A 22,751-nucleotide genomic window follows, 5' to 3' on the forward strand; every position below is an offset into this window, starting at 1 on the left:
GTCGGTCCGGTGCCGTCACTTGACGGCACCGCCGAGGGCACCAGCGGAGATGTACTTCTGCGCGAAGATGAGCAGGACAGCAGCGGGCAGGGATGCCAGCACCGAGGTCGCCATGACGGGCCCCCAGTCGGTGACGTTCGACCCGATGTAGTTGTAGATGCCGAGCGTGATCGGTCGGACCGCGGTCGTCGACGTCAGGGTCAGTGCGATGAGGAAGTCGCCCCACGCGCCGAGGAAGGTGAAGAGCGCCGCGGTGACGATGGCGTTCCGGCTGATCGGCACGACGATCGACACGAACGCCCGGAAGTCGCTGGCGCCGTCGACCAGTGCGGCCTCGACCAGGCTCGGCGGGATCGACTCCATGAACGCCCGCATGAGCAGGATGGCGAAGGGCACCTGGACCGCGCTGTCGGCCAGGATCAGGCCGACGTAGCTGTTGAGCAGCCCGATGTTGTTGAACAGCGTGTACAGCGCGTTCGCGATGACGATCGCCGGGATCATCTGGGTGATCAGCAGCACGAGCAGGAACACCCGGCCGCCGCGCATCCGGAACCGTGCGAGCCCGTACGCGGCGGGTGTCGCGATGGCCAGCGTCAGCAGGACGGTACCGAGTCCGATGATCATGCTCGACACGAAGTTCTGCCCCTGCTGGGCGAACGCGGCCTGGTACCCGGCGAAGGTGGGGGAGAACGGGAACCACGTCGCCGTGGCGGCCCCGGACGTCGCCTGCAGGCTGGTGTTCACCATCCAGTAGACGGGGAACACCATGATCGCGAGGAACACGCAGCCGAGGATCGTGAACGGGACGCCCTTGGCCGAACCGCGTGGCCGGGGAGCACGGGCGCTCTTGGTCGTGATCGCGCGGGTGGCGGTGACGGTCTGGTTCGCGAGTCCGACGCTCATTCGTCGACCGCCTTCCGTGAGATCGCGATGTAGACCATCGCGAAGACGAACGAGACGACGATCAGCACGTTGCTGACCGCGGCTCCGATGCCGAACTGGAAGTTGATGAACGACTGGTGGTAGGCGTTCGTGGCCAGGGTCTGGGTCGAGTTCGCCGGGCCGCCGCCGGTCAGGCCGAGGATGATGTCCACGACCTTCAACGTGTAGACGACCCCGAGCACGATCACGACGCTGACCACCGACCGGATGCTCGGCCACGTGATGTACCAGAACGCCTTGAACCCGGTGGCGCCGTCGAGCGAGCCGGCCTCGTAGAGCTCCGGGGGCACGGACTGCAGACCGCTGTACAGGATCGTCGTGTTGAACGGGATGCCGAGCCAGACGTTGACGCCGATCACGGCGATGAGCGCCAGGCTCGGGCTGACCAGCCACGGCACGGGGGCGATGCCCACCACTCCGAGGAGCTGGTTGAGCGCGCCGCTGTCCTGGTCGAGCAGCCACTTCCACACCGCGCTCGACGCGATGAGCGGCAGGAGCCACGGCAGGAGCAGGAGCCCCCGCAGGAAGCCCGACAGCGGGAAGTGCCGGCGGAAGAACAGCGCCAGGCTCAGCCCGATGACGAACTGCAGGATGATCGAGCCCGCCGTGAACAATGCGGTGTTCACGAGGCTCGTCGTGAAGACCGAGCTCTGGAACACCGAGATGTAGTTGGCGAGTCCCACCCAGGGGGCCTCGCCGGTGAAGAAGGTCGCCGTCGTGTAGTCCTGGAAGGACATGACGATGTTCTTCACCACCGGGTAGCCGAAGAAGACGGCCACGAAGACCGCCGCTGGCACCACGAAGAGCCATCGGGTCACGCCGGATCGGAACCGGGCTCGTCGTTGCCCGGGTCGTGGTGTCGTCACGGGCGGGATCGTCCGTGGTCGTGTCTGTGTCGAGGCGCTCACGCCGGGGTCCTTTCCTCGTCGCCGGAGGGAGCCGACCGGTCGGCCGGCTCCCCGTGGACTACTGCTCTTGGGACTGCGCCTGCTTGAGCGCTGCCTCGGGGCTGGCCTTGCCGGTGAGGGCGAGCTGGACGGCGGTGTAGATCTTCGTGGCGGCCTTGGGCCAGTCGGGTCCGAGCTCACCGGTGCGGGCGCGAGCGGTCTGCACCGTGGTCACGAAGGACGCGACCTGCGGGTGGTCCTTCGCCCACGCGGCGCCGGCCTCGAGGTTCGTCGGCACGTTGCCGCTCACCTCGGACAGGGCCTTCTGCATCTTCTGGGTGTGCAGGCAGCCGACGAACTTGCCGGCGAGCTGCATCTTGTCCTTGTCGCCGGTCTGCGGGACGGTGAAGGCCTCGCCGCCGAGCGGTGCGACCGTGGCCTCGCCGGTGCGTGTCGGGATCGGCACGCTGTCGAACTCGAGGCTCTTCTTCTCGTTGAGCGCCGGGAGCTGCCAGGGGCCGTTGATCATCATCGCGGCCTTGCCGGCCAGGAACTGGTTGTTGACGTCCGCCTGGGCCCAGTTGATCGAGCTCTTGGACATCGAGCCGTCGTCCTGCAGGTCCTCGACGAGCTGCAGGGCCTGGGTGGCGTCCGCGGTGGCGATGTTCTTCTCGTCACCACCGTTCGACCAGAAGAAGGGCAGGAACTGCCAGGTGCCCTCGTACGTGTTGATGTTGCTCATCGCGAAGCCGTAGGTCGAACCCTTGGTGAGCTTCTTCGCGGCGGCCTTAAGTTCGTCCCACGTCTTGGGCGGCTGGACACCGGCGTCCGAAAGCAGCTTCTTGTTGTAGTAGAGCGCGATGGAGTTCGTGTTCGACTGCAGGCCGTAGAGCTTGCCCTTGTAGGTGCTCGCCGCCTTCACGCCGGGGACGTCGCCGTCGGCGTCGAGCCCGTAGGCCGACAGGTCGGACAGCGCACCAGACGAGGCGATCTGCTGCACGTCGGGGTTGTCGAGCATGAGGACGTCGGGCAACGTCTTCGACGACGCCTGCTGCAGCACCTTCGAGATCAGGCCGGCACCGGCGACGTGGTTGATCGTGACCGTCGCGCCGACCTCCTTGGCGCACTGCTTGTAGACCGGGTTGTAGTTCGCGTCGTAGTAGTCCTCGATCGTCAGGGCCTTGCTGCCGCCCGACGAGGCCGAGCCGGAGCCGGAGCACCCGGACAGGACCAGGGGGACCGTGGCGAGCACGGCGACGGCGCCGACGAGGGCGCGGGTCCGGCGCGACTGGGAGGGGAATCTTTGCTTCATTGCAGAGCTCTTCTCTTGACGGATGCTGGGACAGGCACGCATCGACGAGGCCGCTGACGTCATCGTCGCTGTGCTCCTGGGGCGAGAAGCTAACAGATAAGCGCTTCACCTGTAAAGCGCTTTTCTGACTTGACGAGCGCTAGGATCGGCGGCATGGCCACGATGCAGCAGGTCGCCGATCGGGCGGGGGTCTCGATCGCCACCGTGTCCTTCGTGGTGAATGGGACGAAGTACGTGACCCCCGGAACCACGGCGCGGGTGCGGACCGCGATGCGCGAGCTGAAGTTCCGCGGCAACGTCGTCGCCCGTGCGCTCGCGAGCCGGCGGACCCGGATCATCGCACTGCTGTTCCCGACCACCGGCAACCGCTTCAGCCCGACCACCTCGCAGTTCTTCATGAGCGCGGCGGAGCGTGCGTCCGAGCGGGGGTACCACCTCGTGCTCTGGCCCGTGGACCCCGCGGGAGACGACCTCGACGACCTCGTGTCCGGCGGGCTCGTGGACGGCGTCATCCTGATGGAGGTGCGGATGGACGACCCTCGCGTCGCCGTCCTCACCGACCTGGACGTGCCGTTCACCCTGATCGGCCGGACCCGCGACAGCAGCGGGCTGCCCTTCGTCGACATCGACTTCGAGACGACGATCGAGGACAGCCTCGACCACCTCCAGGCCCTCGGGCACCGGCGGTTCGGGCTCGTCCTCGAGGACCTCGAGGGCACCCCGATGGCCGGCTACGCACCGCACCTGCGCGTCGATTCGACGTTCCGGCAGGCGATGGTCGAGCGCGGACTGTCCGGGACGATCGTCACGGCTGGGCCCGGCAGTGACGGCGGGCGGCAGGCCACGAGTGACCTGCTCGCGGCGGACCCCGACGTCACCGCCGTGCTCGTGATGAAGGACGACTCGTCCGCGGGCGTCCTGGTCGGGCTCTACACCGCTGGGCGGCGGGTCCCCGAGGACGTCTCGGTGCTCAGCATCGCGTCGTCCGAGGCGAACGCGGACCAGCACTACCCGCGGCTGTCGACGATGGTCGCTCCCGGCCCGGAGCTCGGTGTGCGGGCGGCCGACGCCCTCATCGAGCAGCTCGATGGCACCTCCGAGGACCTGCCGCACTTCCTGCTGCCGTGCACGCTGCGGATCGCCGAGTCCACGGCCCCCGCCCCGGCCTGACCACCCGCCGGTCTGGAGGCGCGGGGCGGCCCCGCCACGCGCCTCCCGTCCGCCGCCCCGCGGTCCCGCGCACCCGCCCGCGAAAGCGACAGATCCCTGCGGACGTTCCGCGGCAGGGTGTCGCTTTCGCGACAGCGACCGCGCAGGCGCCCCGCCATCGCCCCCTGGCGGACAGCCCAGGCTCCGCCTGGTTGTGTGGATGCACAGGTTCGCAGCACCACACGTCGAGGAGGACGGATGGCAATCGACCGGAGGACGTTCATGCTCGGGGGAGCGGGGGTGCTGCTGCTCGCCGGCTGCTCCACCCGACCCGAGCGCACCCGGGTCGAGGACTGGCCCACCGAACCGCCCGAGGGCGAGGCGACGATCAGCTGGTGGGCCGGCCAGGTCGCCTCGAAGGACGGCGGTGACCTGCGGCGAAGGCTCATCGCGGAGTTCCAGAAGGAGCACCCGAACATCCGCGTCCGGATCGTCAGTGCCCCGAGCGACACCGACACGAACCGCACCAGCCTGACGACCCAGATCGCGGCCGGCAGCAGCACGCCGGACGTCTACCTGGGTGACGTCGCCTGGCCCGGGCAGTTCGCGAAGAACAAGCTCGCGACCCCCGTGAACCAGCTCGTCGGCGAGGACTTCTTCGACCAGTTCCCCGAGGGCCTGCGGCTGGCGGCGAGTGTCGACGGCACGTACTACATGTTCCCGCTCTACATCGACGAGTCGTTCTTCCTGTACCGGAAGGACCTGCTCGCGAAGCACTCCCTGCAGGTGCCGGGGTCGTGGGAGGAAGTGCGCGAGACCGCCGCGAAGCTCGTGGACACCGGCGACGTGTCGTACGGGTTCGCGTTCCAGGGCGACGTGTACGAGGGACTGACCTGCAACGTCACCGAGTTCGTCGCCGACGCGGGCGGATCGCTGCTCAACGACGACCTCACGAAGCCCGAGACGACGAGCTCCGAGACCAAGCGCGCGTTCGAGTTCATGCGGTCGCTGGTCACGTCGGGGGCATCGCCACGGGCCACCCTGACGTACCAGGAGCAGGACACCAACGACGCCTTCTCCGGCGGCCGCGCGGCCTTCCTCCGCAACTGGTCGTACGCGTGGGGGATCGCGAACGGCCCGGACAGCAAGGTCGCCGGCAAGGTGGGGCTCGCCGCCCGGCCGACGTTCGACGGCATGGACGAGCACCACTCGACGATCGGTGGGTGGGGGAACTACATCAATCCGCACACCCAGGAACCCGCGGCGGCACTGACCTTCGCGCGCTGGATGTCGAGCGAGACCGCACAGCAGTTCCTGACCCGCGAGGGCGGGGTCCTGCCGGCCCGGTCGTCGAGCCTGGTCAGTGCGGACGCGAAGCGGCAGGAGCGCCCGACCTACGACACGGCGGCGGGCATCACGCTCGTGCCCCGCCCGACCTCGACCGCTTACTACCCGAAGGTCTCGCAGGGCGTCTACCAGAACGGCAACAGCATCCTCGGCGGGCAGGCGTCCGTCGACGGCGGCACCAGCGCGATGGCCTCAGCCATCTCGCTCGCCCTGCAGGGAGCAGCGCTGTGAGCGCCGGCACCGCGACACGACCGGCACGGCCTGGAGGCACGGGTCGCGTCGATCCGCCGCCCCGGCCTTCGGGGCGGTCACGTCTCGACCGCATCCGCTCACGGGGCGCGTGGGGCTTCGCGGCACCGGCGCTCCTGGTGGTCGCGGCGGTGACGATCTTCCCGATCGTGTACTCGGTGGTCCTGAGCTTCGCGGACGTCGAGGTCGGCTACGAGGGCTTCACGATCCAGTCGTTCGGGTTCGACAACTACGCGGCCCTGCTGCAGAGCGCCGACTGGTACCGGGCGCTGGGCTTCACGGTGCTCTACACGGTGGTGACGGTGTCGGTCGAGCTCGTGCTCGGCATGCTCGTCGCGCTGGTCCTCGAACGGCTCGGCGCCACCCGCGGGTGGATGCTCGCGCTCATGCTCATCCCGTGGTCGCTCGTGACCATCGTCAACGCGCAGCTGTGGAAGTACATCTACGACAGCACCTACGGCGTCGCGACGTGGTTCTTCGGGTTGTTCGGGGACGCCCCGGTGATCCTCGGCGAACCGGTGCCCGCGATCACCGGGCTGATGGTCGCGGACATCTGGAAGACGACGCCGTTCGTCGCGATCATCCTGCTCGCCGGACTCGTGCAGATCTCCGAGGACCACTACGAGGCCGCCGAGCTCGACGGTGCGAGCACCTGGCAGACGTTCTGGCGCGTGGTGCTGCCGCAGCTCACTCCGACCCTGACGATCGCGGTGCTGTTCCGCATCCTGCAGGCGTTCGGGGTGTTCGACCTGCCGTTCGTGCTGACGAACGGCGGACCGGGCACCGCCACCCAGTCGCTCGCGATCATGGGCTACAAGGTGCTCTTCCAGGACATCAACATCGGACCGGGCGCGGCGATCGCGACCTCCACCGCGGTCATCGTCGCGGCCGGGTGTCTGCTGTTCCTCCGGGCGTTCCGGAACCAGGCGAAGGGAGGGGACGACTGATGCCCCGTCAACGTGTGCGCAAGGGTTGGCGCAAGTGGGTCAACACCGTCAACGTCAGCGGTGTCGTCATCGCGGTGCTCACCGCGCTGCCGCTCTACTGGCTCGTCACGACGTCGCTCAAGCCGGCGTCCGAGATCGGGCAGTCGCCGCCCACCGTCTGGCCGCAGTCGTTCACCTTCGACAACTTCGTGGTGGCCTTCCGCGACAACGCGCTCGGCCAGTACATGGTGAACAGCGTCATCGTGTCGGTGTCGACCACGGTGATCGTGCTCGCGCTGGCGTTCCTCGCCGGGTACGCCCTGGCCGGCCGGTTCATCCGGGGGCGCACGGCGATCATGACCTCGCTGCTCATGCTGTCGGTGTTCCCGGCGATCGCGGTGCTGACGCCGCTGTACCTGCTCGAGCGCAACCTCGGGCTGCTCAACTCGTACCCGGGTCTGATCGTGCCGTACGTGGCGTTCAACCTGCCGTTCGCCATCTGGATCATGCGGAACTACCTGCAGGGGATCCCGTCGACGATCGAGGAGGCGTCCGAGATCGACGGCGCCGGGGCCTGGCGGACCGTGCTGTCGGTGATCCTGCCGATGGCGAAGCCGGGCCTGTTCACGGTCGGCGTCTTCACCTTCACGGCCTCGTGGAGCGAGTTCCTGATGGCCCTGACGTTCAACAGCGAGAACTCGTTCCGGACGATCCCGGTCGGCATCGCGCTCTTCGGGACGCAGTTCACGGTGCCGTTCGCGCAGATCTTCGCCGCGAGCGTCGCTGCGACGGTGCCGATCGTCATCCTGGTGCTGGTGTTCCGCCGCTCGATCGTGTCCGGTCTGACCTCCGGAGCCGTCAAGGGGTGACGGGTGTCCGGCATGCGGAGATAGGTAGAGAACTTACCTAGCTGCGCATGCTGGACATTCGTCCGAGCGCCGTCCTGACCGCCCGTACCCTGCCGTCAGGGGCTCGGTGCGCCGAGATCGACGGCTGCGACGATGCGGTCGATGATCCGCACGAACCTGGCCCGCTCCCGTTCCGAGAAGGAGGCCATCAGGTCGTGCAGGTGCTTGTTCGTGCCGTCCATCGCGCGCGCGTAGTCGCGGCGGGCAGCATCGGTGAGCTCGATGTACCGGCTGCGGCCGTCGTCGGGGTTCGGGACACGGCTGAGGTGTCCGCTGTGCTCGAGGCGGTCCACCATGCCGGTGACCGCCGGGCCGGTGAGGCCCAGGTGCTTCGACAGGTCCTTCACGCGCACCGTCCGACCCGCTTCCTCGGCGCGCGAGACGAACTGCAGCAGCGTCAGGTCGCCGCCGGAGACGCCGAGCTCGTCGCGCAGTCGACCGCGCAGTTCGGAGACAGCGGCCTCGAGCCTGGTCAGCGCCGCGTTCAGGTCGACATCGCTCACGACAACGTCCCCTCTGCACGGGTCTCGTCCGGGTCACGATACGCCGCAGTCACCGCACCAGCGTATCCACATAACGCGGAGCGTGGAACGGTGCGGGTGACGGCATCGGGAGCGGGGCACCGTGGCTGACCCCGTCCCGAGTCCACAGTCCGCTGCACCCGCCGGGGAACCGGTCCGTTTCGAGGTCTCCGGCGGGGACCCTGACGCCGCCGAGCGCGACCTCGCCGCCGTCCACGGCGCCGATCGGTGGTCCGTCCGGCGCATCGACGAGGACTTCTCGTACCGGTACACGGCCGTCGGGGACTCCGACGTGAGCATCCGGCGTTCGCAGCTCCGCGGTGCCGTGCGCGGCTCGGTGCCCGTCGGTGCCGACTACGTGGTGACGTGGATCACCAGCGGGACCGCGCACCTGGACTCCGGGCGCGTCCGGATGGAGTTGCGCCGGGACGTCCCCGTGCTCCTGCCCCCCGAGGACGACTTCGTGTTCACGGCCGAGGACCACGACCAGCGGCTGGTGCACTTCGGGCGGGAGTACGTGCACCGCGTCGCGTTCGAGCACCTGGAGGTCGAAGCGGCACCGCTGCGGTTCGACCCGACCCGCATGCCGGAACCGGAGACCGCCGAGCGCTGGCAGGGGGCGCTCGTGGCGCTGTCCCGCGCCTTGCGCGCCGAGGGCCCCGACTCGGACGCTTGGCACGAGGCCAAGCGGTCGGCGGCCACCGCGTTCCTGGACACCTTCCCGCCGCAGGCCGACGACCTGCCCGCGGTGCTCGGCCTGCCCCGGAACGCCCGGCTGCGGGCAGCGGTGGAGTACATCCACGCGCACGCTGCCGAGCCGGTCACGGTCCAGGAGTTGTCCGAGGTCGCCGGCCTGAGCGTGCGGTCGGTCCAGGAGTCGTTCCGCCGGGTCTTCGACGTGTCGCCGCTGACCTACCTGCGCGAGGTCCGGCTCGACCGGGTGCGCGGCGAACTGCTCGAGCTCGACCCGCAGGCCGGGGTCGTCGGCGACGTTGCCCGCCGCTGGGGGTTCGCCCACCTCGGCCGGTTCTCGGCGGCCTACGCGGCCCGGTTCGGCGAGTACCCGAAGCAGACCCTGCGCCGCTGACGGCGGCGGGTGCTCAGCGGCCGGGCGTCGGCCTCGGCGCGGGGCCCGTGCTTGCCCGAACCCGCAGGGTCGTGGGGAGCCGGACGTGGTCCGTGGTCGGTTCGCCACGGAGCATCGTCAGGAGCATCTGCACGGCGTGCGACCCGAGTTCGGCGAGCGGCTGCGACACCGTGGTGAGCGGCGGGGTCGTGGTGGACGCTTGCGGCACGTCGTCGAAGCCCACGACGGACAGGTCCTGGGGGACGCGGAGCCCGACCTCGGCCGCGGCGCGGAGCACACCGATCGCCGACGAGTCGTTCGCGGCGAACACCGCGGTGGGGCGGTCGGCGAGGGTCAGGAGCTCGCGGGCGACGGCCGCGGACTGGTCCTCCTGGTAGCCGCCGTCACGCAGCAGGCACTCGTCGACCGTGATGCCCGCGGCGGTCAGGGCCGAGCGGTACCCTGCCGCGCGCAGCTGGGCGGAGGCCAGGTCGGCGCGTCCCTGCAGGTGCGCGATGCGGGTGTGCCCGAGGGACAGCAGGTGTTCGACGGCCTGCACCGCGCCGGCCTCGTTGTCCGCGTCGACGGTGGCGTGCCCCTCCGGCCCGGTGTGCGGGTCGATCGCCACGACGGGGATCGACGAGCTCGACAGTGCCGTGGTCGGGGTGACGACGATCGCGCCGTCGATCAGGGTGCCGGACAGGCGGGACAGCGACCGGCGCTCCCACCCGGGTCGGTCGGCGCCGGTCATCAGGCCGGCGTAGGCGAGGAGCTCGTAGCCGGTGCCGGTGGCCGCCCGCGAGATGCCGCGGAGCAGCTCGGTCGAGAACGGCTCGAACTCGGGCACCAGGATGCCGACGACCCCGGTCCGCGAACTCCGCAGGCTCCGGGCGACCAGCGACGTCTCGTACCCCAGGTCGTCGACCACCTGCTGCACGCGGAGCATCGTGGCGGGTGCGACCCCGTCGCGCTGGTTGATCACCTTGGAGACCGTCGGGATCGAGACCCCGGCCACCCGCGCCACGTCGCCGATCGTCACCCGGCCGGCACCGGGACGCGCGCCCAGTGCCGAGTCCATGTGCACACCGTACCGCTGCGGCACCATGCCATCGGTAAAGAAAACGTTATCGATATCGATTGACATGGGCCCGGAGCAGCAGGCATGCTCTCCGCAGCGGCAGTCGATGTCGCGCATGTCAACGACGACACTTCAGGAGTTCCACGATGACGAGGAAGATCCGTGCCGCGGCAGCCATCGCGCTGATCGGGGCCACAGCACTGGTGGCCAGTGGGTGCTCGGCGGGCAGCGATGCCTCCGAGGACGGCGGGAAGGTCACGATGACCTTCTGGCACAACTCGACCACCGGACCGGGCAAGGCCTACTGGGCCTCGACGGTCAAGGCGTTCGAGGAGAAGTACCCGAACGTCACCATCAAGACCCAGGCGATCCAGAACGAGGACCTGGACGGCAAGCTCCAGACCGCCCTCAACTCCGGCGACGCCCCCGACGTGTTCCTGCAGCGCGGCGGCGGCAAGATGGACGCGATGATCGCTGCCGGGCAGCTCATGGACATCTCCGACTCCATCAGCGCCGACGCGAAGAAGTCCATCAGCGCGGGCACGTTCGCCGGGTACGAGAAGGACGGCAAGACCTACGCCATGCCGGGCGCGGTGCTCCCCGAGGGCATCTGGTACTCGAAGGACCTGTTCAAGGAAGCCGGCATCGAGGGCACGCCCACGACCATGGACGAGCTGAACGACGCGATCACGAAGCTCAAGGCCAAGGACATCGACCCGGTCGCCGTCGGCGCGAAGGACGCCTGGCCGGCCGCCCACTGGTACTACAACTTCGCGCTCCGCGAGTGCAGCCAGAAGACCCTCGAGGACACGGCGAAGTCGCTGAAGTTCGACAACGCCTGCTGGACGAAGGCCGGCGAGCAGCTCGAGGACTTCAACGCCACCAAGCCCTTCAACAACGGCTTCCTGACCACCGCAGCACAGCAGGGCGCCGGCAGCTCCGCCGGTCTCCTCGCCAACCACAAGGCGGCCATGGAGCTCATGGGCGCGTGGGACCCGGGCGTGATCGCGTCGCTGACGCCGGACGCCAAGCCGCTGCCCGACCTCGGCTGGTTCCCGTTCCCCGCGATCGACGGTGGCAAGGGTGACCCGAAGTCGATGATGGGTGGTGTCGACGGCAACTCCTGCTCGGCACAGGCCCCGAAGAAGGCGTGCACCGACTTCCTGAACTTCATCGTGCAGAAGGACAACCAGGAGGCCTACTACAAGGCCTTCAACGCCATCCCGGTCAACAAGGAGGCCCAGTCGGTCGTCGACTCGGACTACCTGAAGTCGGCCCTGGCCGCCTACCAGGAGGCGCCGTTCGTCTCGCAGTACCTCGACACCCTGTACGGCCAGAACGTCGGCAACGCGCTGAACACCAGCGTCGTCGACCTGCTCGCCGACAAGGGCAGCGCGAAGGACATCGTCGAGACCACCAACCAGGCTGCGGCCAAGGGCTGAGCATGACCCTCGACACCTCGCTCGGTACGACTCCGACCACCGGGTCGGACACGGCCGCGGGGACGTCCCCGGCGGGGAGCGGTTCGCCGCTCCCCGCCGGTCGGCGGACCAAGCGCCGCATCGCGGACTGGCGGAAGCGCGTCGAGATCGCGGTCCTCGCCGGACCCGCGGTCATCGTCTTCGTCACGTTCGTGATCCTGCCCGTGGCGCTCGCCGCCTACTACGGGTTCTTCAAGTGGCAGGGCTACGGCCCACCCACCGACTTCGTCGGGCTGCAGAACTACCTGATCATCTTCCAGGACAAGGCGTTCCACGCGGTCCTGATGCACAACGGCTTCATCGTCGTGCTCTCCCTGGTGCTGCAGGGGCCGATCGCGATCGTGCTCGCGCTGCTGCTCAACCAGAAGATGCACGGCCGCGGGCTCGTCCGCGTGCTCGTCTTCGTGCCGTACGTCATCTCCGAGGTGATCGTCGGCACCGGGTGGAGCCTGATGCTCCAGTCGAACGGCGCCGTGAACGACCTGTTCCAGAGCATCGGCCTCGGCGGACTCCGTGCGGACTGGCTGTCGAACCCCGACATCGCCATCTGGACGCTGCTCGTGATCATCTCGTGGAAGTACATCGGCTTCGCGGTGATCCTGTTCCTCGCCGGCCTGCAGAGCATCCCCGAGGAACTGTTCGAGGCCGCCGCCATCGACGGCGCCGGCTACTGGCAGATCCAGCGGCGCATCACGCTGCCGCTCCTCGGTCCGACCATCCGCATCTGGGCGTTCCTGTCGATCATCGGCTCGCTGCAGCTGTTCGACCTCGTCTACATCATCTGGGGGCAGTACATCGCGTCGACCGCGGGCACCTCGACGATGGCGACGTACATGGTCGCCAACGGCCGGACCTCGGGCAACTTCGGCTTCGGCAGCGCCGTCGCGGTCGTGATGTTCGTGATCTCGCTCGTGGTCGCCCTGATCTACCAGCGCTTCGTGCTCCGCCGCGACACCGCGGGTGCACTCACCGAGAGGAAGAACTGATGGCCACCACGAGCATCGTCGCCCCCGGGCGCCGGGCCGTGCGGGAGCGCCGGTCCAGTGCCGCGATCGGACGCGCGAACCCGCTGACGTACGTCGTCGCGATCCTGTTCGTCGCCGCCAACCTGGCACCCGTGCTCTACATCGTGCTGGGCGGCTTCCGGACCAACTCGCAGATCACCACGAGCCCCGCCGGACTGCCGGCACCGTTCGAGTTCGGCAACTACGGGTCCGTGCTGTCCAGCGGCATCTTCTGGCAGCAGCTCGGCAACTCCACGATCAGCGCCGTCACGACCACCCTCGGGGTCGTCGTGCTCGGGCTGATGGTGAGCTTCGTGCTCGCCCGCTACCGGTTCGCCGGCCGCGGGGCGCTCTACGCCCTGTTCGCCGCTGGTCTGATGTTCCCGATCACCGTCGCGATCACCCCGCTGTACCTGCTCGTCAAGGACCTCGGTCTGACGAACAGCTTGGCCGGCGTGATCCTGCCGCAGATCGCGTTCGCGCTGCCGACCACCGTCATCATCCTGGTGCCGTTCCTGCGGGCGATCCCCGACGAGCTCGAGGAGGCGGCGTCGATCGACGGAGCGAGCCGTCTCGGGTTCTTCTTCCGGATGGTCGTGCCGCTGTCGCTGCCCGGCGTCGTCACGGTCGGCATCCTGGCGTTCATCGCCAGCTGGAACAGCTACATCCTGCCGCTGTTCATCCTGAACAACGAGGCCGCGTACACGCTGCCGCTCGGGGTCCAGTCGTTCTCGTCGCAGTACTCCGTCGACACCGCCAAGGTCCTCGCGTTCACCTCGATGTCGATGATCCCGGCGCTCGTGTTCTTCACGATCTTCCAGCGCCGGATCGTCGGCGGCCTGACCGGGGCGGTGAAGGGGTGACCGCGACCGACGCGACGCGGACCGCCGGACGCGATCCGCGCCTCCAGGCCGACAGCATGACGGACGCGACGACCGCGTCCGACGCGACCGCGACCACCGCCGGACCCCGCGCCGACGCCCTGCTCGCCGTGATGACCCTCGACGAGAAGGTCGCCCAGCTCGTCGGCTACTGGCTCGACCAGAACGGCGTCGTCGCCCCCATGCAGGGCGAGATGGCGGCCGTGCAGCAGGGCAGCACCCTGGCGGACATCACCCGCGACGGCATCGGGCAGTTCACCCGCGTCTACGGCACCCGCCCCGTCGAACCCGACGAGCGTGCCGCCTGGCTCTGGGCCGAACAGCGCCGCCTGCAGCGCGAGACCCGGCTCGGGATCCCGGCGCTCGTCCACGAGGAGTGCCTGACCGGCCTCGCCGCGTGGAAGGCCGCGACGTTCCCGACCCCGCTGGCGTGGGGCGCGTCGTTCGACCCGGAACTCGTCGAGCAGGTCGGCGCCGCGATCGGTGCGTCCATGCGCCAGCTCGGCGTCCACCAGGGGCTCGCACCGGTGCTCGACGTGATCCGCGACCCGCGTTGGGGGCGGGTCGACGAGTGCATCGCCGAGGACCCGTACCTGGTCGGCACGGTCGGCACCGCGTACGTGCGCGGGCTGCAGTCGGCCGGGGTCGACGCGACCCTGAAGCACTTCCTCGGGTACTCGGCGTCGCAGGCGGGGCGCAACCACGCCCCCGTGCACGCCGGTGCCCGCGAGGTCGCCGACGTGTACCTGCCGCCGTTCGAGATGGCGCTGCGCGACGGCGGCGCCCGGAGCGTCATGAACTCGTACGCCGAGATCGACGGCGTGCCCGTCGCGGCGAACGGCGAGCTGCTCACCGACCTGCTCCGCGACCGGCTCGGCTTCGACGGCACGGTCGTCGCGGACTACTTCTCGGTGGCGTTCCTCGAGGTCATGCACGGCATCGCCGCCGACCGTGGCGAGGCCGCGGCGCTGGCGCTCGAGGCCGGCATCGACGTCGAGCTCCCGACCGGTGACGCGTACCTCGCGCCGCTGGTCGAGCGGGTCCGCAGCGGGCAGGTGGACGAGGCACTCGTCGACCGTGCCGTGCTCCGGGTGCTCCGGCAGAAGGAGCGGCTCGGCCTGCTCGAGCCGGACGCGTTCGCCGAGGACGCTCCCACCGGGATCGACCTCGACACCCCGCTGCACCAGGCACTCGCACGCCAGCTGGCGGCGAAGTCGCTCGTGCTGCTGTCGAACGACAGCGGCACCGCCGACGGTGGCACCGTCGACAGCGCCACCCCCGTCCTCCCGCTCGCACCGGGGGCGTCCGTCGCCGTCATCGGCCCGAACGCCGACCGCGCCGAGGCCCTGCAGGGCTGCTACTCGTTCGCCAACCACGTGCTCGCCTCGCACCCCGACCTGCCGCTCGGCTTCGCGATCCCGACCGTCCGCGAAGCCGTCACCCGGGCCCTCGGCCCGTCGGCGGTCCGCTTCGCCGCGGGCTGCGGCGTCACGGGCGACGACCGGGCCGGCTTCGCCGACGCGGTCGCCGTGGCCGCCGCCTCGGACGTCGCTGTGGTCGTCATCGGCGACCAGGCCGGACTCTTCGGCCGCGGCACGGTCGGCGAGGGCAACGACACCGAGTCGCTCGACCTGCCCGGCGTGCAGCGCGAGCTGGTCGAGGCCGTCGTCGCGACCGGCACCCCCACCGTGATGGTGCTGCTGACCGGCCGGCCGTACGCGATCGGCTGGGCGCTCGACGGCGATCAGCCGCGTCCGGCCGCGGTCGTGCAGGCGTTCTTCCCGGGCGAGGGCGGCGGGTTGGCGATCGCCGACCTGCTCACCGGCGCGGCCTCGCCCTCGGGCCGGCTGCCACTGTCCCTGCCCCGGTCCGCCGGCGCGCAGCCGTTCACGTACCTGCACCCGCGGCTCGGCGGTCCGTCCGACGTCACGGCCGCCGACTCGACGCCGGTGCGACCGTTCGGCTTCGGCCTCGGCTACACCGACTTCGGCTACGACGAGCTCGTCGTCGACCCGGACGTCCGCTCCGACGGCGTCTTCACCGCGTCGGTGACGGTCCGCAACACCGGGTCCCGTGCCGGCGAGGACGTCGTGCAGCTCTACGGGCACGACGTGCACGGCAGCGTCACCAGGCCCGAGGTGCAGCTCCTCGGCTACGCGCGGGTCGCGCTCGCCGCGGGGGAGTCCGCGCGGGTCCGCTTCCGCGTCCCGGTGCAGCGCTTCGCGTTCACCGACCGACGGATGCGCAAGGTGGTCGAACCCGGCGACGTGCAGGTCTGGGTCGCGTCGCACGCGGCGGCGTCCCGGCCGGGAGGCCCGGTGGCAGCGGGTGGGATCGTCGCCTCGGGCGACGGGCCGGTCCGACACCCCGTCCCCGGCACCGCCACGGAGCGCGCCACCGTCGCGGTCACGGGCGCGGTGCACGAGGTCACCCTCGACGACCCCCGCCTGGTGGAGTGGTCGCTCGTCTGACCTGGTGACGGACCACGCGCCCTGAGCGTGACCGGGTGACGGACGGGAGGCGCGGTGCGGGCTCGCACCGCGCCTCCTGTCCGTCAGTGGGTCGGAATCACCCGACCGGTTCGATCCGGTCGGACAGGTCCAGCGACCAGACGGCGACGCCCGTCAGGCGGAGCCGCTCCGCCAGGGCGACCCGTTCGCGCAGCGAGCGTGCGTCGGACCACCAGAGCGCCTCACCGCTCGGCAGGGTCGCGGTCCACTCGCCGACCGTCGCGTCCCACCGGGCGGTCGCGCCCGCCTTCCGGACCCGGAGCCGGGCCTGGGCGTCGGACAGCTGACCGGCCGGGCGCGTGCCCTTCCAGTGGTAGCCGTACCCGGCGACACCGAGCACGATCTGGTCGGCGGGAGCGAGGGTCGCGAGTGCACGGGCGGCCTTCGACGACCACGCGAGCGATCCGACCGGGCCGGGTGCGTCCGGCTCCCAGGGGCCGTGCTGGTCGTAGGCCATGAGCGTCAGGTGGTCGAGCGGGGCGCGGAGGGCGCGGACGTCGTAGCCGAGGCGGGCGTACCCGGTGGCGGTGGTCGACGCGGACAGGGCGATGTCGAGCCGGACGCCGTCGCCGACGGCGGCCCGGAGCTCCCGGGCGAAGGCGGTCAGACCGGGCTTCTCGGCCGGGGTCAGCGCCTCGAGGTCGATCATGACCGAGTCCCAGCCGCCCGTGGCCACGTCGGCGGCGAGCGATCGGACGACCCGGGCGCGGTTCGCGGGCGAGGTGAGCAGCTTCCGCGCGATCGGCTCGCTGAAGTCCCCGTCGGCCTCGGAGTAGTTGCTGACGAGCAGCTGCGCGGTGAGCCCGTTCGCGTGCGCCCGGTTGCGCTGGGCCTTGGCGGCGCGCGACGGTGCGGTGACCTTCGTGCCGGTGCGGTTCACCAGCAGCCCGTCGACGCCGACCACGTCCATCGCGATGGCGTTCGCGTCCACCAGGGCGGTGTCGGCGTTCTCGGGCTGGAAACCGGTCACGTCGAACCCCTCAGCGTGGGCGGCGGCCGGGGCCGTGCAGCCGGCGAGTGCGAGTCCTGCGGTGAGCGCGGCGGCGAGCAGCGCGGAGCGGCGTCGACGCGGGGTGGTGGTCACGGGGAGGGGCATCCTGTCGTTCGTGCCCGGTCGGGGCGCGTCGTCAGCGCTCCGGTCAGGAGGCGCTGATGGTCGTGGTGGGTCGTGCCGGTGGGGCGCCGGCGACGTCGTCGGCGGAGACCGGCCCCTCGGCGTCCGTCGGTTCCGGGCTCAGGACGAGGCCGGAGCCGCTCGCCGCGCTGGCGTAGAGCTCGTCGAGCCACGAGCGGTTCACGCTCGGGGACTTGCCGCCGGCGAACTTGAAGTGCAGTCCACAGTACGGGTGGATCCAGATGCTGCTGCGGCCGCCCCCGACGGCGGGGTCGTCCTTCCACGAGAACACGAAGCTCTCCCCGCGGCGGATGAGGTTCACGATGACGATCTGCAGGTGCGTGAGGGCACGGTCGTCGAGGCGGAGTTCGAGGGGTTGCGAGTCGTAGATGAGCTGGCCCATGGCGCTGCCTTCCGTTTGCTGGGGCCCGCCGCACGTGCCGGGCCCGCGGGGTCCATCCTCCCGCGGATCCACGAAGTGTGGCGCATTCCGTCCATCGACGGCGTGATCAGTCCCGTTCCGTGCCGGTGCCCGACGGCGGGACGGCCGGTGCCGACCACGGCGGGAGCTCGGCCGACGGGTACCCGCCGTGCTCGTCCGGCGCCCGCAGCATCGGGTTGACCGCACGCAGCCGGATGCCGGAGGTGTCCTCGGCGACCCCGCGGACGGCGTTCGCCAGCAGGAACGCGACGACGTCGGCCGTGCTGCCGTCGGGGTCGTAGCCGTGCCAGGGGCGGTCGTCGCCCTGGGCGCGGCGCAGGGCATGGGCGAACGTCGCGTCGGCGTCGTCGACCTCCACCTCGCAGTCGAGCACGATCCGGAAGCGTGATCCCTCGCCCGGGGACCCGGCGAGGTCCGACGTGGCGCGGGGGTCCGGGTCCTCCGGGTCGAACGACCGGAGCGCCGCCGACGGTGCGGTGCCGAACGCGGCGCGGTACTCGGCCGCCATCCGGCCGGCGTTGCTGAAGTGCCAGTGCTTGGCGACGTCCGCGATGGTGCGACGGTCGGCCGGTGTCATCGACAGCAGGTCGCGGCGGACGCCCTCGAGCCGCACCCCGCGCAGGTACGACGCGGGTGAGGTCTGCAGCTCCCGTCGGAACGCGCTCTGCAGGCCGCGGGTCGACAGGTGTGCGGCGGCGGCGATGTCCGGTACGGAGATCGCTTCGCGGGCGTGGGCGTGCACGAACCGCAGCGCCTCGTGCACGGTGCGGGACAGCCGTGCTCCGCCGTGCTCGGGACCACTCGCCGTGGTCGGTGCCTGGTCCATACGTGGAGAGTACGAGTCGGTCGGGCCGATCGGCCTCCGACGCCACGACGCCGCCGTTATCCGGCGTGCGCGGATGTGGATCGCACCCGTTCGGGGGTCATTGTGGACCCCGGTGAGGGCGCTTATCGTCCAAGAGGTACTCAAACTGTCCCCCTCCGAACAGGGTCGGAGGCACGGGGACAGATCGGAGGATCTGATGAGTGGTTACGAGCGTGCACCGGGGGTCGCCCCGGTCCACATCACCTCCTACCGGGCTCGCGCACGCGCTGCCCGACGCGGGTGGATCGTGCAGTCCGAGGACGACGTCGACCGTGAGCGGTTCACCTTCGCGGACCTCCGCGCCCGGCGAGGGTCGGGCCAGTGAGCAGCGACACCGTCCCGCGGGTCGCCGTCGGCAACGCGCCCCGGACCGCCGAGCGGTGCGGCCGGACCACCGCGGACGCCGTCCGGACGGTGCGTGCCGTGTACGACGGCCGCGACGTCCGGTTCGCGCCCACCGACCGGTTCGCGTTCCGCCACCGGACGGTGCGCCACCACAACGTCGCGCTGCTGTCGTCGGCGGTGTCGACCGCCGCCGCCGCCTCGTTCACGCCGGACGGCACGCCGGTGCTGGCGTGGTCGACCGCGGGGTGCCTGCGGGTCGACGACGACGCGCCCGCCCGGCCCGGTGTGCCGGTGCTCCTGCCGACGGACCGGCCGTTCACGCTGCTCGTGCCGGCGGGGACCGTCCAGGTCCTGCGGGTCGACCGCGGATTCCTCGACGCCGTCAACGGGGTCGTGTTCGACCACCGCTTCGCCGGCCGACTGCGATCCCGCCCGGCCGAGGCCGAGGTGTCCTACCTGGTCGCCCGCATCGACGCGGTCGCCGTCAACGCACTGCACCCCGACCGCAACCCGGGCGGGCACCTGTCGGCACAGGTGCTGCTGGCCGAGTCCGTGCTGCGGGCCTTCGGCGGGACGGACGCCGAACCCGACGCATCGCCGGTCCGCCGGACGGTGAACACCGTGCAGCTCGCACAGGCCTGGCTCGCGGAGCACTGCGACCGGCCGCTCCAGCTCGCGGACGTCTGCGGGGCCGTCGGGGTCAGCTCCCGCACGCTGCAGGAGAACTTCGTGCAGCACGTCGGCGTGAGCCCCATGACCTACCTGCTGCAGGTCCGCCTCGACCGGGTCCGGATCGCGCTCCAGCTCGCCGACTGTGCGCAGACGACGGTGGCCGAGGTCGCGCACCGGTGGGGGTTCCGCCACATGGGGCGGTTCTCGAGCACGTACTTCCAGCGCTTCGACGAGTACCCGAAGAAGACGCTCCAGACGAGCACCTGAGCGCCGATCCGTGCGTACCCGACAACAGCGGCTGATCGGGCTGGCGGAGCGGGTCCTGCTCCACCAGCCGGACGTCGTGCCGGACAGCATCCTGTTCGAGTGGGGCGACCACCGCGGACGCGACTGGGAGCAGACCCTCACCGTGCACTACGACGTCGGTGGCGGGAGCGCCGGCCCCCACCACCGGCACCACTACTTCATCTGACGGAGCGCTGCAGCCGGTCCGCCAGGAACGCCGCCTGACGCTCCCAGTGCCGGAAGCCGCCACCCTCGTGCCCGTTGTACGGGTACACGACGATCTCGCGGTCGGTGGAGCCGAGGGCGTTGAACGCGGCGAAGGTCGTGCGCGGCGGCACGACGTCGTCCATCAGCGCGACCGAGAACAGCGCCGGGGCGGTGATGCCGGCGGCGTGGTTCACCCCGTCCAGGTACGCGGCGGTCGCCCACACGGTGTCGGCCGCGTCGCGGTGGACGGCGAGGTACTGCGCGAGCTCCAGGTACGGCCCGCCGACCGCGACGTCGGTGCCGTTCCGCCAGTCGGCCAGGAACGCCACGTCGGGCAGCACCGCGGCGACCGGTCCGACGTGTGCCTCGACCAGGGCCGCTGCGGCGATCGTGATGCCGCCGCCCTGGCTGCCGCCGGTCAGGGCGATGCGCTCGGGGTCGATCCCGGGCAGCGTGCGCACCGCCTCGACGAGCCGCACGGCGTCGGTGTAGACGCGGCGGTAGTAGTGGTCGGCGGGCGAGCCGATGCCGCTCGTCATCCAGCCGCTGGCGTGCGGTGCGGAGCCGTGCGGGTCCGGGGTGTCGCCGCCGGCCCACCCGGAGCCCTGGCCGCGGGTGTCCATCACCACGTGCACGTACCCGGCGAGGGCCCAGTGCACGCGCTCGCCCGGGCGACCACGGCCACCGCCGTAGCCGAGGAACTCGACGACGACCGGCAGCGCGCCCGGGTCGTCGGTCACGGGACGGTTGACCCACGCCCGCACCGGGTCACCGGCGAACCCGGGGAACGTCAGGTCCTCGACGACGAGCCCGGTCACCGGGGTCTCGGCCGGCACGAGGGTCGTCTCGAACCCCTCGCCCGCGGTCCGGGCGGCGGCGATCGTGTCCGCCCAGAAGGCGTCGAAGTCGGCGGGACGACGGACGTCCGAGTGGTGGGCGCGGAGCGCGTCGAGGGGCAGGTCGGTCAGTGGCATGGGTGTCCTCCGGGGACGATGATGCCCCCGGCGCCCTGGTGGAGGGCGCCGGGGGCGGGGAGTGTCGGATCCGGTGCGTCGGTCAGCGCGCCGCAGCGCGGTACTGCTCGAGCACCTCGGGGCGCGGGTCGGACGGCACGGTGGTCGTCGCGGTGTCCCACGTCGGCAGGGCACCGGTGAGCGCCCACGCGGCCTGCTTCGCAGCACCCGCGGCGACGTACTCGCCGGGCTCCGGCACCAGGACGTCACGGCCGAACACCTGCGCGGCGACGGCGCGGACCGCCGGGTTCCGCGCAGCGCCGCCGATGAGCAGCAACCGCTCGACGGTCACCCCGGTGTCCTGCACCGCGGCCAGTCCGTCGGCGAGGGCGCAGAGCATGCCCTCGACGGCCGCCCGGGCCAGGTGCGCCCGGTCGGTGGTCGCCGGCGTCATGCCGAGCAACGATGCGGTCGCGTCCGGCCGGTTGGGCGTGCGCTCGCCGACGAAGTACGGCACCAGCACGAGGCCGTCGGCCCCGGCCGGCGCCTGCAGCGCCAGCTCGCCGAGTGCGTCGTGGTCGACGCCGAGCAGGCCGCCGATCACCTCGAGCACGCGGGCCGCGTTGAGCGTCGTGACGATCGGGAGGCGCGACCCGGTCCCGTCGGCGAAGCCCGCCACGGTCCCGCTCGGGTCACGCACCTCGGCGTCGCTGACCCCGAAGACCGTGCCGCTCGTGCCGAGGGACACCGCGACGTCACCCGGGCCGAGACCCAGGCCGAGCGCTGCCCCGGCGTTGTCGCCGAGTCCGGCACCGACGACGAGGCCGGACCGGGCGACCGCGCCGCCGGGCAGCTCGACGTCGGTGGACAGGGTGCCCATCGCCTCGTCGGGAGCGACCACGCGGGGCACGACCACGGCGTCGTCGTCACCCATCGACGCCGGCCGCATCGGCCGCCCGAGCGCGAGCTCGAACAGCTCCGGGTCGTACTCGCGGCGCACCGGGTCCCAGTACGCCGTGCCGCTGGCGTCGGACGCATCCGTCACCAGGGCGTCGAGGTCGGGGCCGAGCGGGCTCTCGTCCGCCGGTCCGTACCCGCGGAGCCGCCACGACAGCCAGTCGTGGGGGAGCGCCACGGCCGCGACGCGGGCCGCGTTCTCGGGCTCCGCGTCACGGAGCCACCGCAGCTTGGTACCGGTGAACGACGCGACCGGCACCAGCCCCGTCCGGGCGACCCATGCCTCCTGGCCGAGCTCGTCGACCATCTGCGCGGCCGCGTCCGCACTGCGGACGTCGTTCCAGAGCAGGGCGTCGCGGACCACGCGGCCGTCGGCGTCGAGCGCCACCATGCCGTGCTGCTGCCCGGCGATGGCGACGGCACCGACGTCGTCGAGGCCACCGGCATCCGCGACGGCGGCACCGAGGGCGTCCCACCAGTGACGGGGGTCGACGGCGGTGCCGTCCGGGTGGGACGCGCGTCCCTCGCGGACGACCGCACCGGTCGCGGCGTCACGGATGGTGACCTTGCAGGACTGGGTCGACGAGTCGACCCCCGCGACGAGTGCCATCAGTTCTCCTCGGCGGCAGGCCGCCTCGGCGCGCAGAATG

The 22,751-nt window shown here is 71.0% G+C and carries 22 protein-coding genes; 12 read left to right on the forward strand and 10 right to left on the reverse strand.

Annotated features, from left to right (window positions below; all coding sequences use genetic code 11):
* Positions 1-15: 15 nt before the first annotated feature.
* The 3 genes from DEJ11_RS03705 to DEJ11_RS03715 all read right to left on the reverse strand — a co-directional run bounded on the left by DEJ11_RS03705 (position 16) and on the right by DEJ11_RS03715 (position 3,141).
* Positions 16-903: a carbohydrate ABC transporter permease gene (locus DEJ11_RS03705; protein ID WP_111054922.1), complete on the reverse strand. Its 888-nt coding sequence runs from the start codon at positions 901-903 to the stop codon at positions 16-18.
* The gene (locus DEJ11_RS03710; protein WP_017886802.1) at positions 900-1,760 is read right to left on the reverse strand and encodes a carbohydrate ABC transporter permease; all 861 of its coding nucleotides are present in this window, start codon (positions 1,758-1,760) and stop codon (positions 900-902) included. Before DEJ11_RS03710 ends, DEJ11_RS03705 begins: the two co-directional genes overlap by 4 nt.
* Before the next feature lie 148 nt (positions 1,761-1,908).
* Positions 1,909-3,141 (reverse strand): sugar ABC transporter substrate-binding protein, encoded by a 1,233-nt coding sequence (locus DEJ11_RS03715; protein WP_111024619.1) that lies wholly within the window; start codon positions 3,139-3,141, stop codon positions 1,909-1,911.
* Between the two features lie 153 nt (positions 3,142-3,294).
* Between DEJ11_RS03715 and DEJ11_RS03720 the strand changes: the two genes are divergently transcribed.
* The 4 genes from DEJ11_RS03720 to DEJ11_RS03735 all read left to right on the forward strand — a co-directional run bounded on the left by DEJ11_RS03720 (position 3,295) and on the right by DEJ11_RS03735 (position 7,681).
* A complete protein-coding gene (locus DEJ11_RS03720; RefSeq protein WP_181440698.1) occupies positions 3,295-4,311 on the forward strand; it encodes a LacI family DNA-binding transcriptional regulator in 1,017 nt (338 codons plus the stop codon).
* Positions 4,312-4,548: 237 nt separating this feature from the next.
* Positions 4,549-5,868: an ABC transporter substrate-binding protein gene (locus DEJ11_RS03725; protein ID WP_111104196.1), complete on the forward strand. Its 1,320-nt coding sequence runs from the start codon at positions 4,549-4,551 to the stop codon at positions 5,866-5,868.
* Complete coding sequence (locus tag DEJ11_RS03730) at positions 5,865-6,833, forward strand: carbohydrate ABC transporter permease (RefSeq protein ID WP_181440870.1); 969 nt, start codon at positions 5,865-5,867, stop codon at positions 6,831-6,833. The genes DEJ11_RS03725 and DEJ11_RS03730 overlap by 4 nt, the downstream gene beginning before the upstream one ends.
* On the forward strand, positions 6,833-7,681 hold the full coding sequence (locus DEJ11_RS03735) for a carbohydrate ABC transporter permease (protein ID WP_027464448.1): 849 nt from the start codon (positions 6,833-6,835) through the stop codon (positions 7,679-7,681). The genes DEJ11_RS03730 and DEJ11_RS03735 overlap by 1 nt, the downstream gene beginning before the upstream one ends.
* A gap of 95 nt (positions 7,682-7,776) precedes the next feature.
* On the opposite strand, the gene DEJ11_RS03740 is transcribed toward DEJ11_RS03735, so the two are convergent.
* The gene (locus tag DEJ11_RS03740) at positions 7,777-8,223 is read right to left on the reverse strand and encodes a MarR family winged helix-turn-helix transcriptional regulator (RefSeq protein ID WP_111029629.1); all 447 of its coding nucleotides are present in this window, start codon (positions 8,221-8,223) and stop codon (positions 7,777-7,779) included.
* 121 nt (positions 8,224-8,344) lie between these two features.
* On the opposite strand from DEJ11_RS03740, the gene DEJ11_RS03745 reads away from it, so the two are divergent.
* Positions 8,345-9,328 carry an AraC family transcriptional regulator gene (locus DEJ11_RS03745; RefSeq protein ID WP_111029628.1) on the forward strand — a complete coding sequence of 328 codons (984 nt, stop codon included), beginning with the start codon at positions 8,345-8,347 and terminating at the stop codon, positions 9,326-9,328.
* A gap of 13 nt (positions 9,329-9,341) precedes the next feature.
* Here the strand turns inward: DEJ11_RS03745 and DEJ11_RS03750 are convergent, their stop codons facing one another.
* The gene (locus tag DEJ11_RS03750) at positions 9,342-10,385 is read right to left on the reverse strand and encodes a LacI family DNA-binding transcriptional regulator (RefSeq protein ID WP_181433144.1); all 1,044 of its coding nucleotides are present in this window, start codon (positions 10,383-10,385) and stop codon (positions 9,342-9,344) included.
* A gap of 146 nt (positions 10,386-10,531) precedes the next feature.
* Here DEJ11_RS03750 and DEJ11_RS03755 point away from each other — a divergent pair, with 146 nt between their 5' ends.
* From DEJ11_RS03755 to DEJ11_RS03770, 4 genes are read left to right on the forward strand one after another with little or no spacing between them, the layout of a single operon-like run.
* Complete coding sequence (locus DEJ11_RS03755; protein ID WP_071405208.1) at positions 10,532-11,827, forward strand: ABC transporter substrate-binding protein; 1,296 nt, start codon at positions 10,532-10,534, stop codon at positions 11,825-11,827.
* Between the two features lie 2 nt (positions 11,828-11,829).
* Entirely contained in the window at positions 11,830-12,852 is a 1,023-nt protein-coding gene (locus DEJ11_RS03760) for a carbohydrate ABC transporter permease (protein ID WP_027464452.1), read from the forward strand.
* Positions 12,852-13,733: a carbohydrate ABC transporter permease gene (locus DEJ11_RS03765; RefSeq protein WP_017886791.1), complete on the forward strand. Its 882-nt coding sequence runs from the start codon at positions 12,852-12,854 to the stop codon at positions 13,731-13,733. Before DEJ11_RS03760 ends, DEJ11_RS03765 begins: the two co-directional genes overlap by 1 nt.
* A 56-nt stretch (positions 13,734-13,789) precedes the next feature.
* Positions 13,790-16,222: a beta-xylosidase/alpha-l-arabinosidase gene (locus DEJ11_RS03770; protein WP_111104259.1), complete on the forward strand. Its 2,433-nt coding sequence runs from the start codon at positions 13,790-13,792 to the stop codon at positions 16,220-16,222.
* Between the two features lie 97 nt (positions 16,223-16,319).
* Here DEJ11_RS03770 and DEJ11_RS03775 read toward each other — a convergent pair whose 3' ends face one another.
* From DEJ11_RS03775 to DEJ11_RS03785, 3 genes are all read right to left on the reverse strand, one after another.
* Positions 16,320-17,345, reverse strand: coding sequence for a glycosyl hydrolase family 18 protein (locus DEJ11_RS03775; protein ID WP_146250079.1), 1,026 nt, complete (start codon positions 17,343-17,345; stop codon positions 16,320-16,322).
* Positions 17,346-17,400: 55 nt separating this feature from the next.
* Positions 17,401-17,778: a DUF7882 family protein gene (locus DEJ11_RS03780; protein ID WP_071245963.1), complete on the reverse strand. Its 378-nt coding sequence runs from the start codon at positions 17,776-17,778 to the stop codon at positions 17,401-17,403.
* Positions 17,779-17,884: 106 nt separating this feature from the next.
* Entirely contained in the window at positions 17,885-18,643 is a 759-nt protein-coding gene (locus DEJ11_RS03785) for a helix-turn-helix domain-containing protein (protein ID WP_071405212.1), read from the reverse strand.
* 196 nt (positions 18,644-18,839) lie between these two features.
* Here DEJ11_RS03785 and DEJ11_RS03790 point away from each other — a divergent pair, with 196 nt between their 5' ends.
* The 3 genes from DEJ11_RS03790 to DEJ11_RS03800 are packed head-to-tail and all read left to right on the forward strand — an operon-like array spanning position 18,840 to position 20,171.
* Positions 18,840-19,007, forward strand: a complete 168-nt coding sequence (locus DEJ11_RS03790; RefSeq protein ID WP_163343324.1) for a hypothetical protein — start codon at positions 18,840-18,842, stop codon at positions 19,005-19,007.
* A complete protein-coding gene (locus DEJ11_RS03795; protein ID WP_111104200.1) occupies positions 19,004-19,966 on the forward strand; it encodes a helix-turn-helix transcriptional regulator in 963 nt (320 codons plus the stop codon). The genes DEJ11_RS03790 and DEJ11_RS03795 overlap by 4 nt, the downstream gene beginning before the upstream one ends.
* Before the next feature lie 10 nt (positions 19,967-19,976).
* Positions 19,977-20,171, forward strand: coding sequence for a hypothetical protein (locus DEJ11_RS03800; RefSeq protein WP_111054918.1), 195 nt, complete (start codon positions 19,977-19,979; stop codon positions 20,169-20,171).
* Here the strand turns inward: DEJ11_RS03800 and DEJ11_RS03805 are convergent.
* Positions 20,164-21,165 carry an acetylxylan esterase gene (locus DEJ11_RS03805; RefSeq protein WP_111104202.1) on the reverse strand — a complete coding sequence of 334 codons (1,002 nt, stop codon included), beginning with the start codon at positions 21,163-21,165 and terminating at the stop codon, positions 20,164-20,166. The genes DEJ11_RS03800 and DEJ11_RS03805 overlap by 8 nt on opposite strands.
* Positions 21,166-21,247: 82 nt before the next feature.
* Complete coding sequence (gene xylB / locus DEJ11_RS03810) at positions 21,248-22,711, reverse strand: xylulokinase (RefSeq protein WP_111104204.1); 1,464 nt, start codon at positions 22,709-22,711, stop codon at positions 21,248-21,250.
* Between the last annotated feature and the right edge of the window lie 40 nt (positions 22,712-22,751).

Origin of the sequence: Curtobacterium sp. MCLR17_058 (genome assembly GCF_003234705.2) — a bacterium.
Taxonomy (GTDB): Bacteria; Actinomycetota; Actinomycetes; order Actinomycetales; family Microbacteriaceae; genus Curtobacterium; species Curtobacterium flaccumfaciens.

Excerpts from the sequence above, each read along its gene's own strand:
- DEJ11_RS03705 (WP_111054922.1), bottom strand. The coding sequence starts at position 903 with ATGAGCGTCGGACTCGCGAACCAGACCGTCACCGCCACCCGCGCGATC.
- DEJ11_RS03715 (WP_111024619.1), bottom strand. The coding sequence starts at position 3,141 with ATGAAGCAAAGATTCCCCTCCCAGTCGCGCCGGACCCGCGCCCTCGTC.
- DEJ11_RS03720 (WP_181440698.1), top strand. The coding sequence starts at position 3,295 with ATGGCCACGATGCAGCAGGTCGCCGATCGGGCGGGGGTCTCGATCGCC.
- DEJ11_RS03725 (WP_111104196.1), top strand. The coding sequence starts at position 4,549 with ATGGCAATCGACCGGAGGACGTTCATGCTCGGGGGAGCGGGGGTGCTG.
- DEJ11_RS03735 (WP_027464448.1), top strand. The coding sequence starts at position 6,833 with ATGCCCCGTCAACGTGTGCGCAAGGGTTGGCGCAAGTGGGTCAACACC.
- DEJ11_RS03750 (WP_181433144.1), bottom strand. The coding sequence starts at position 10,385 with ATGGACTCGGCACTGGGCGCGCGTCCCGGTGCCGGCCGGGTGACGATC.
- DEJ11_RS03755 (WP_071405208.1), top strand. The coding sequence starts at position 10,532 with ATGACGAGGAAGATCCGTGCCGCGGCAGCCATCGCGCTGATCGGGGCC.
- DEJ11_RS03760 (WP_027464452.1), top strand. The coding sequence starts at position 11,830 with ATGACCCTCGACACCTCGCTCGGTACGACTCCGACCACCGGGTCGGAC.
- DEJ11_RS03765 (WP_017886791.1), top strand. The coding sequence starts at position 12,852 with ATGGCCACCACGAGCATCGTCGCCCCCGGGCGCCGGGCCGTGCGGGAG.
- DEJ11_RS03770 (WP_111104259.1), top strand. The coding sequence starts at position 13,790 with ATGACGGACGCGACGACCGCGTCCGACGCGACCGCGACCACCGCCGGA.
- DEJ11_RS03780 (WP_071245963.1), bottom strand. The coding sequence starts at position 17,778 with ATGGGCCAGCTCATCTACGACTCGCAACCCCTCGAACTCCGCCTCGAC.
- DEJ11_RS03785 (WP_071405212.1), bottom strand. The coding sequence starts at position 18,643 with ATGGACCAGGCACCGACCACGGCGAGTGGTCCCGAGCACGGCGGAGCA.
- DEJ11_RS03790 (WP_163343324.1), top strand. The coding sequence starts at position 18,840 with ATGAGTGGTTACGAGCGTGCACCGGGGGTCGCCCCGGTCCACATCACC.
- DEJ11_RS03805 (WP_111104202.1), bottom strand. The coding sequence starts at position 21,165 with ATGCCACTGACCGACCTGCCCCTCGACGCGCTCCGCGCCCACCACTCG.
- xylB (WP_111104204.1), bottom strand. The coding sequence starts at position 22,711 with ATGGCACTCGTCGCGGGGGTCGACTCGTCGACCCAGTCCTGCAAGGTC.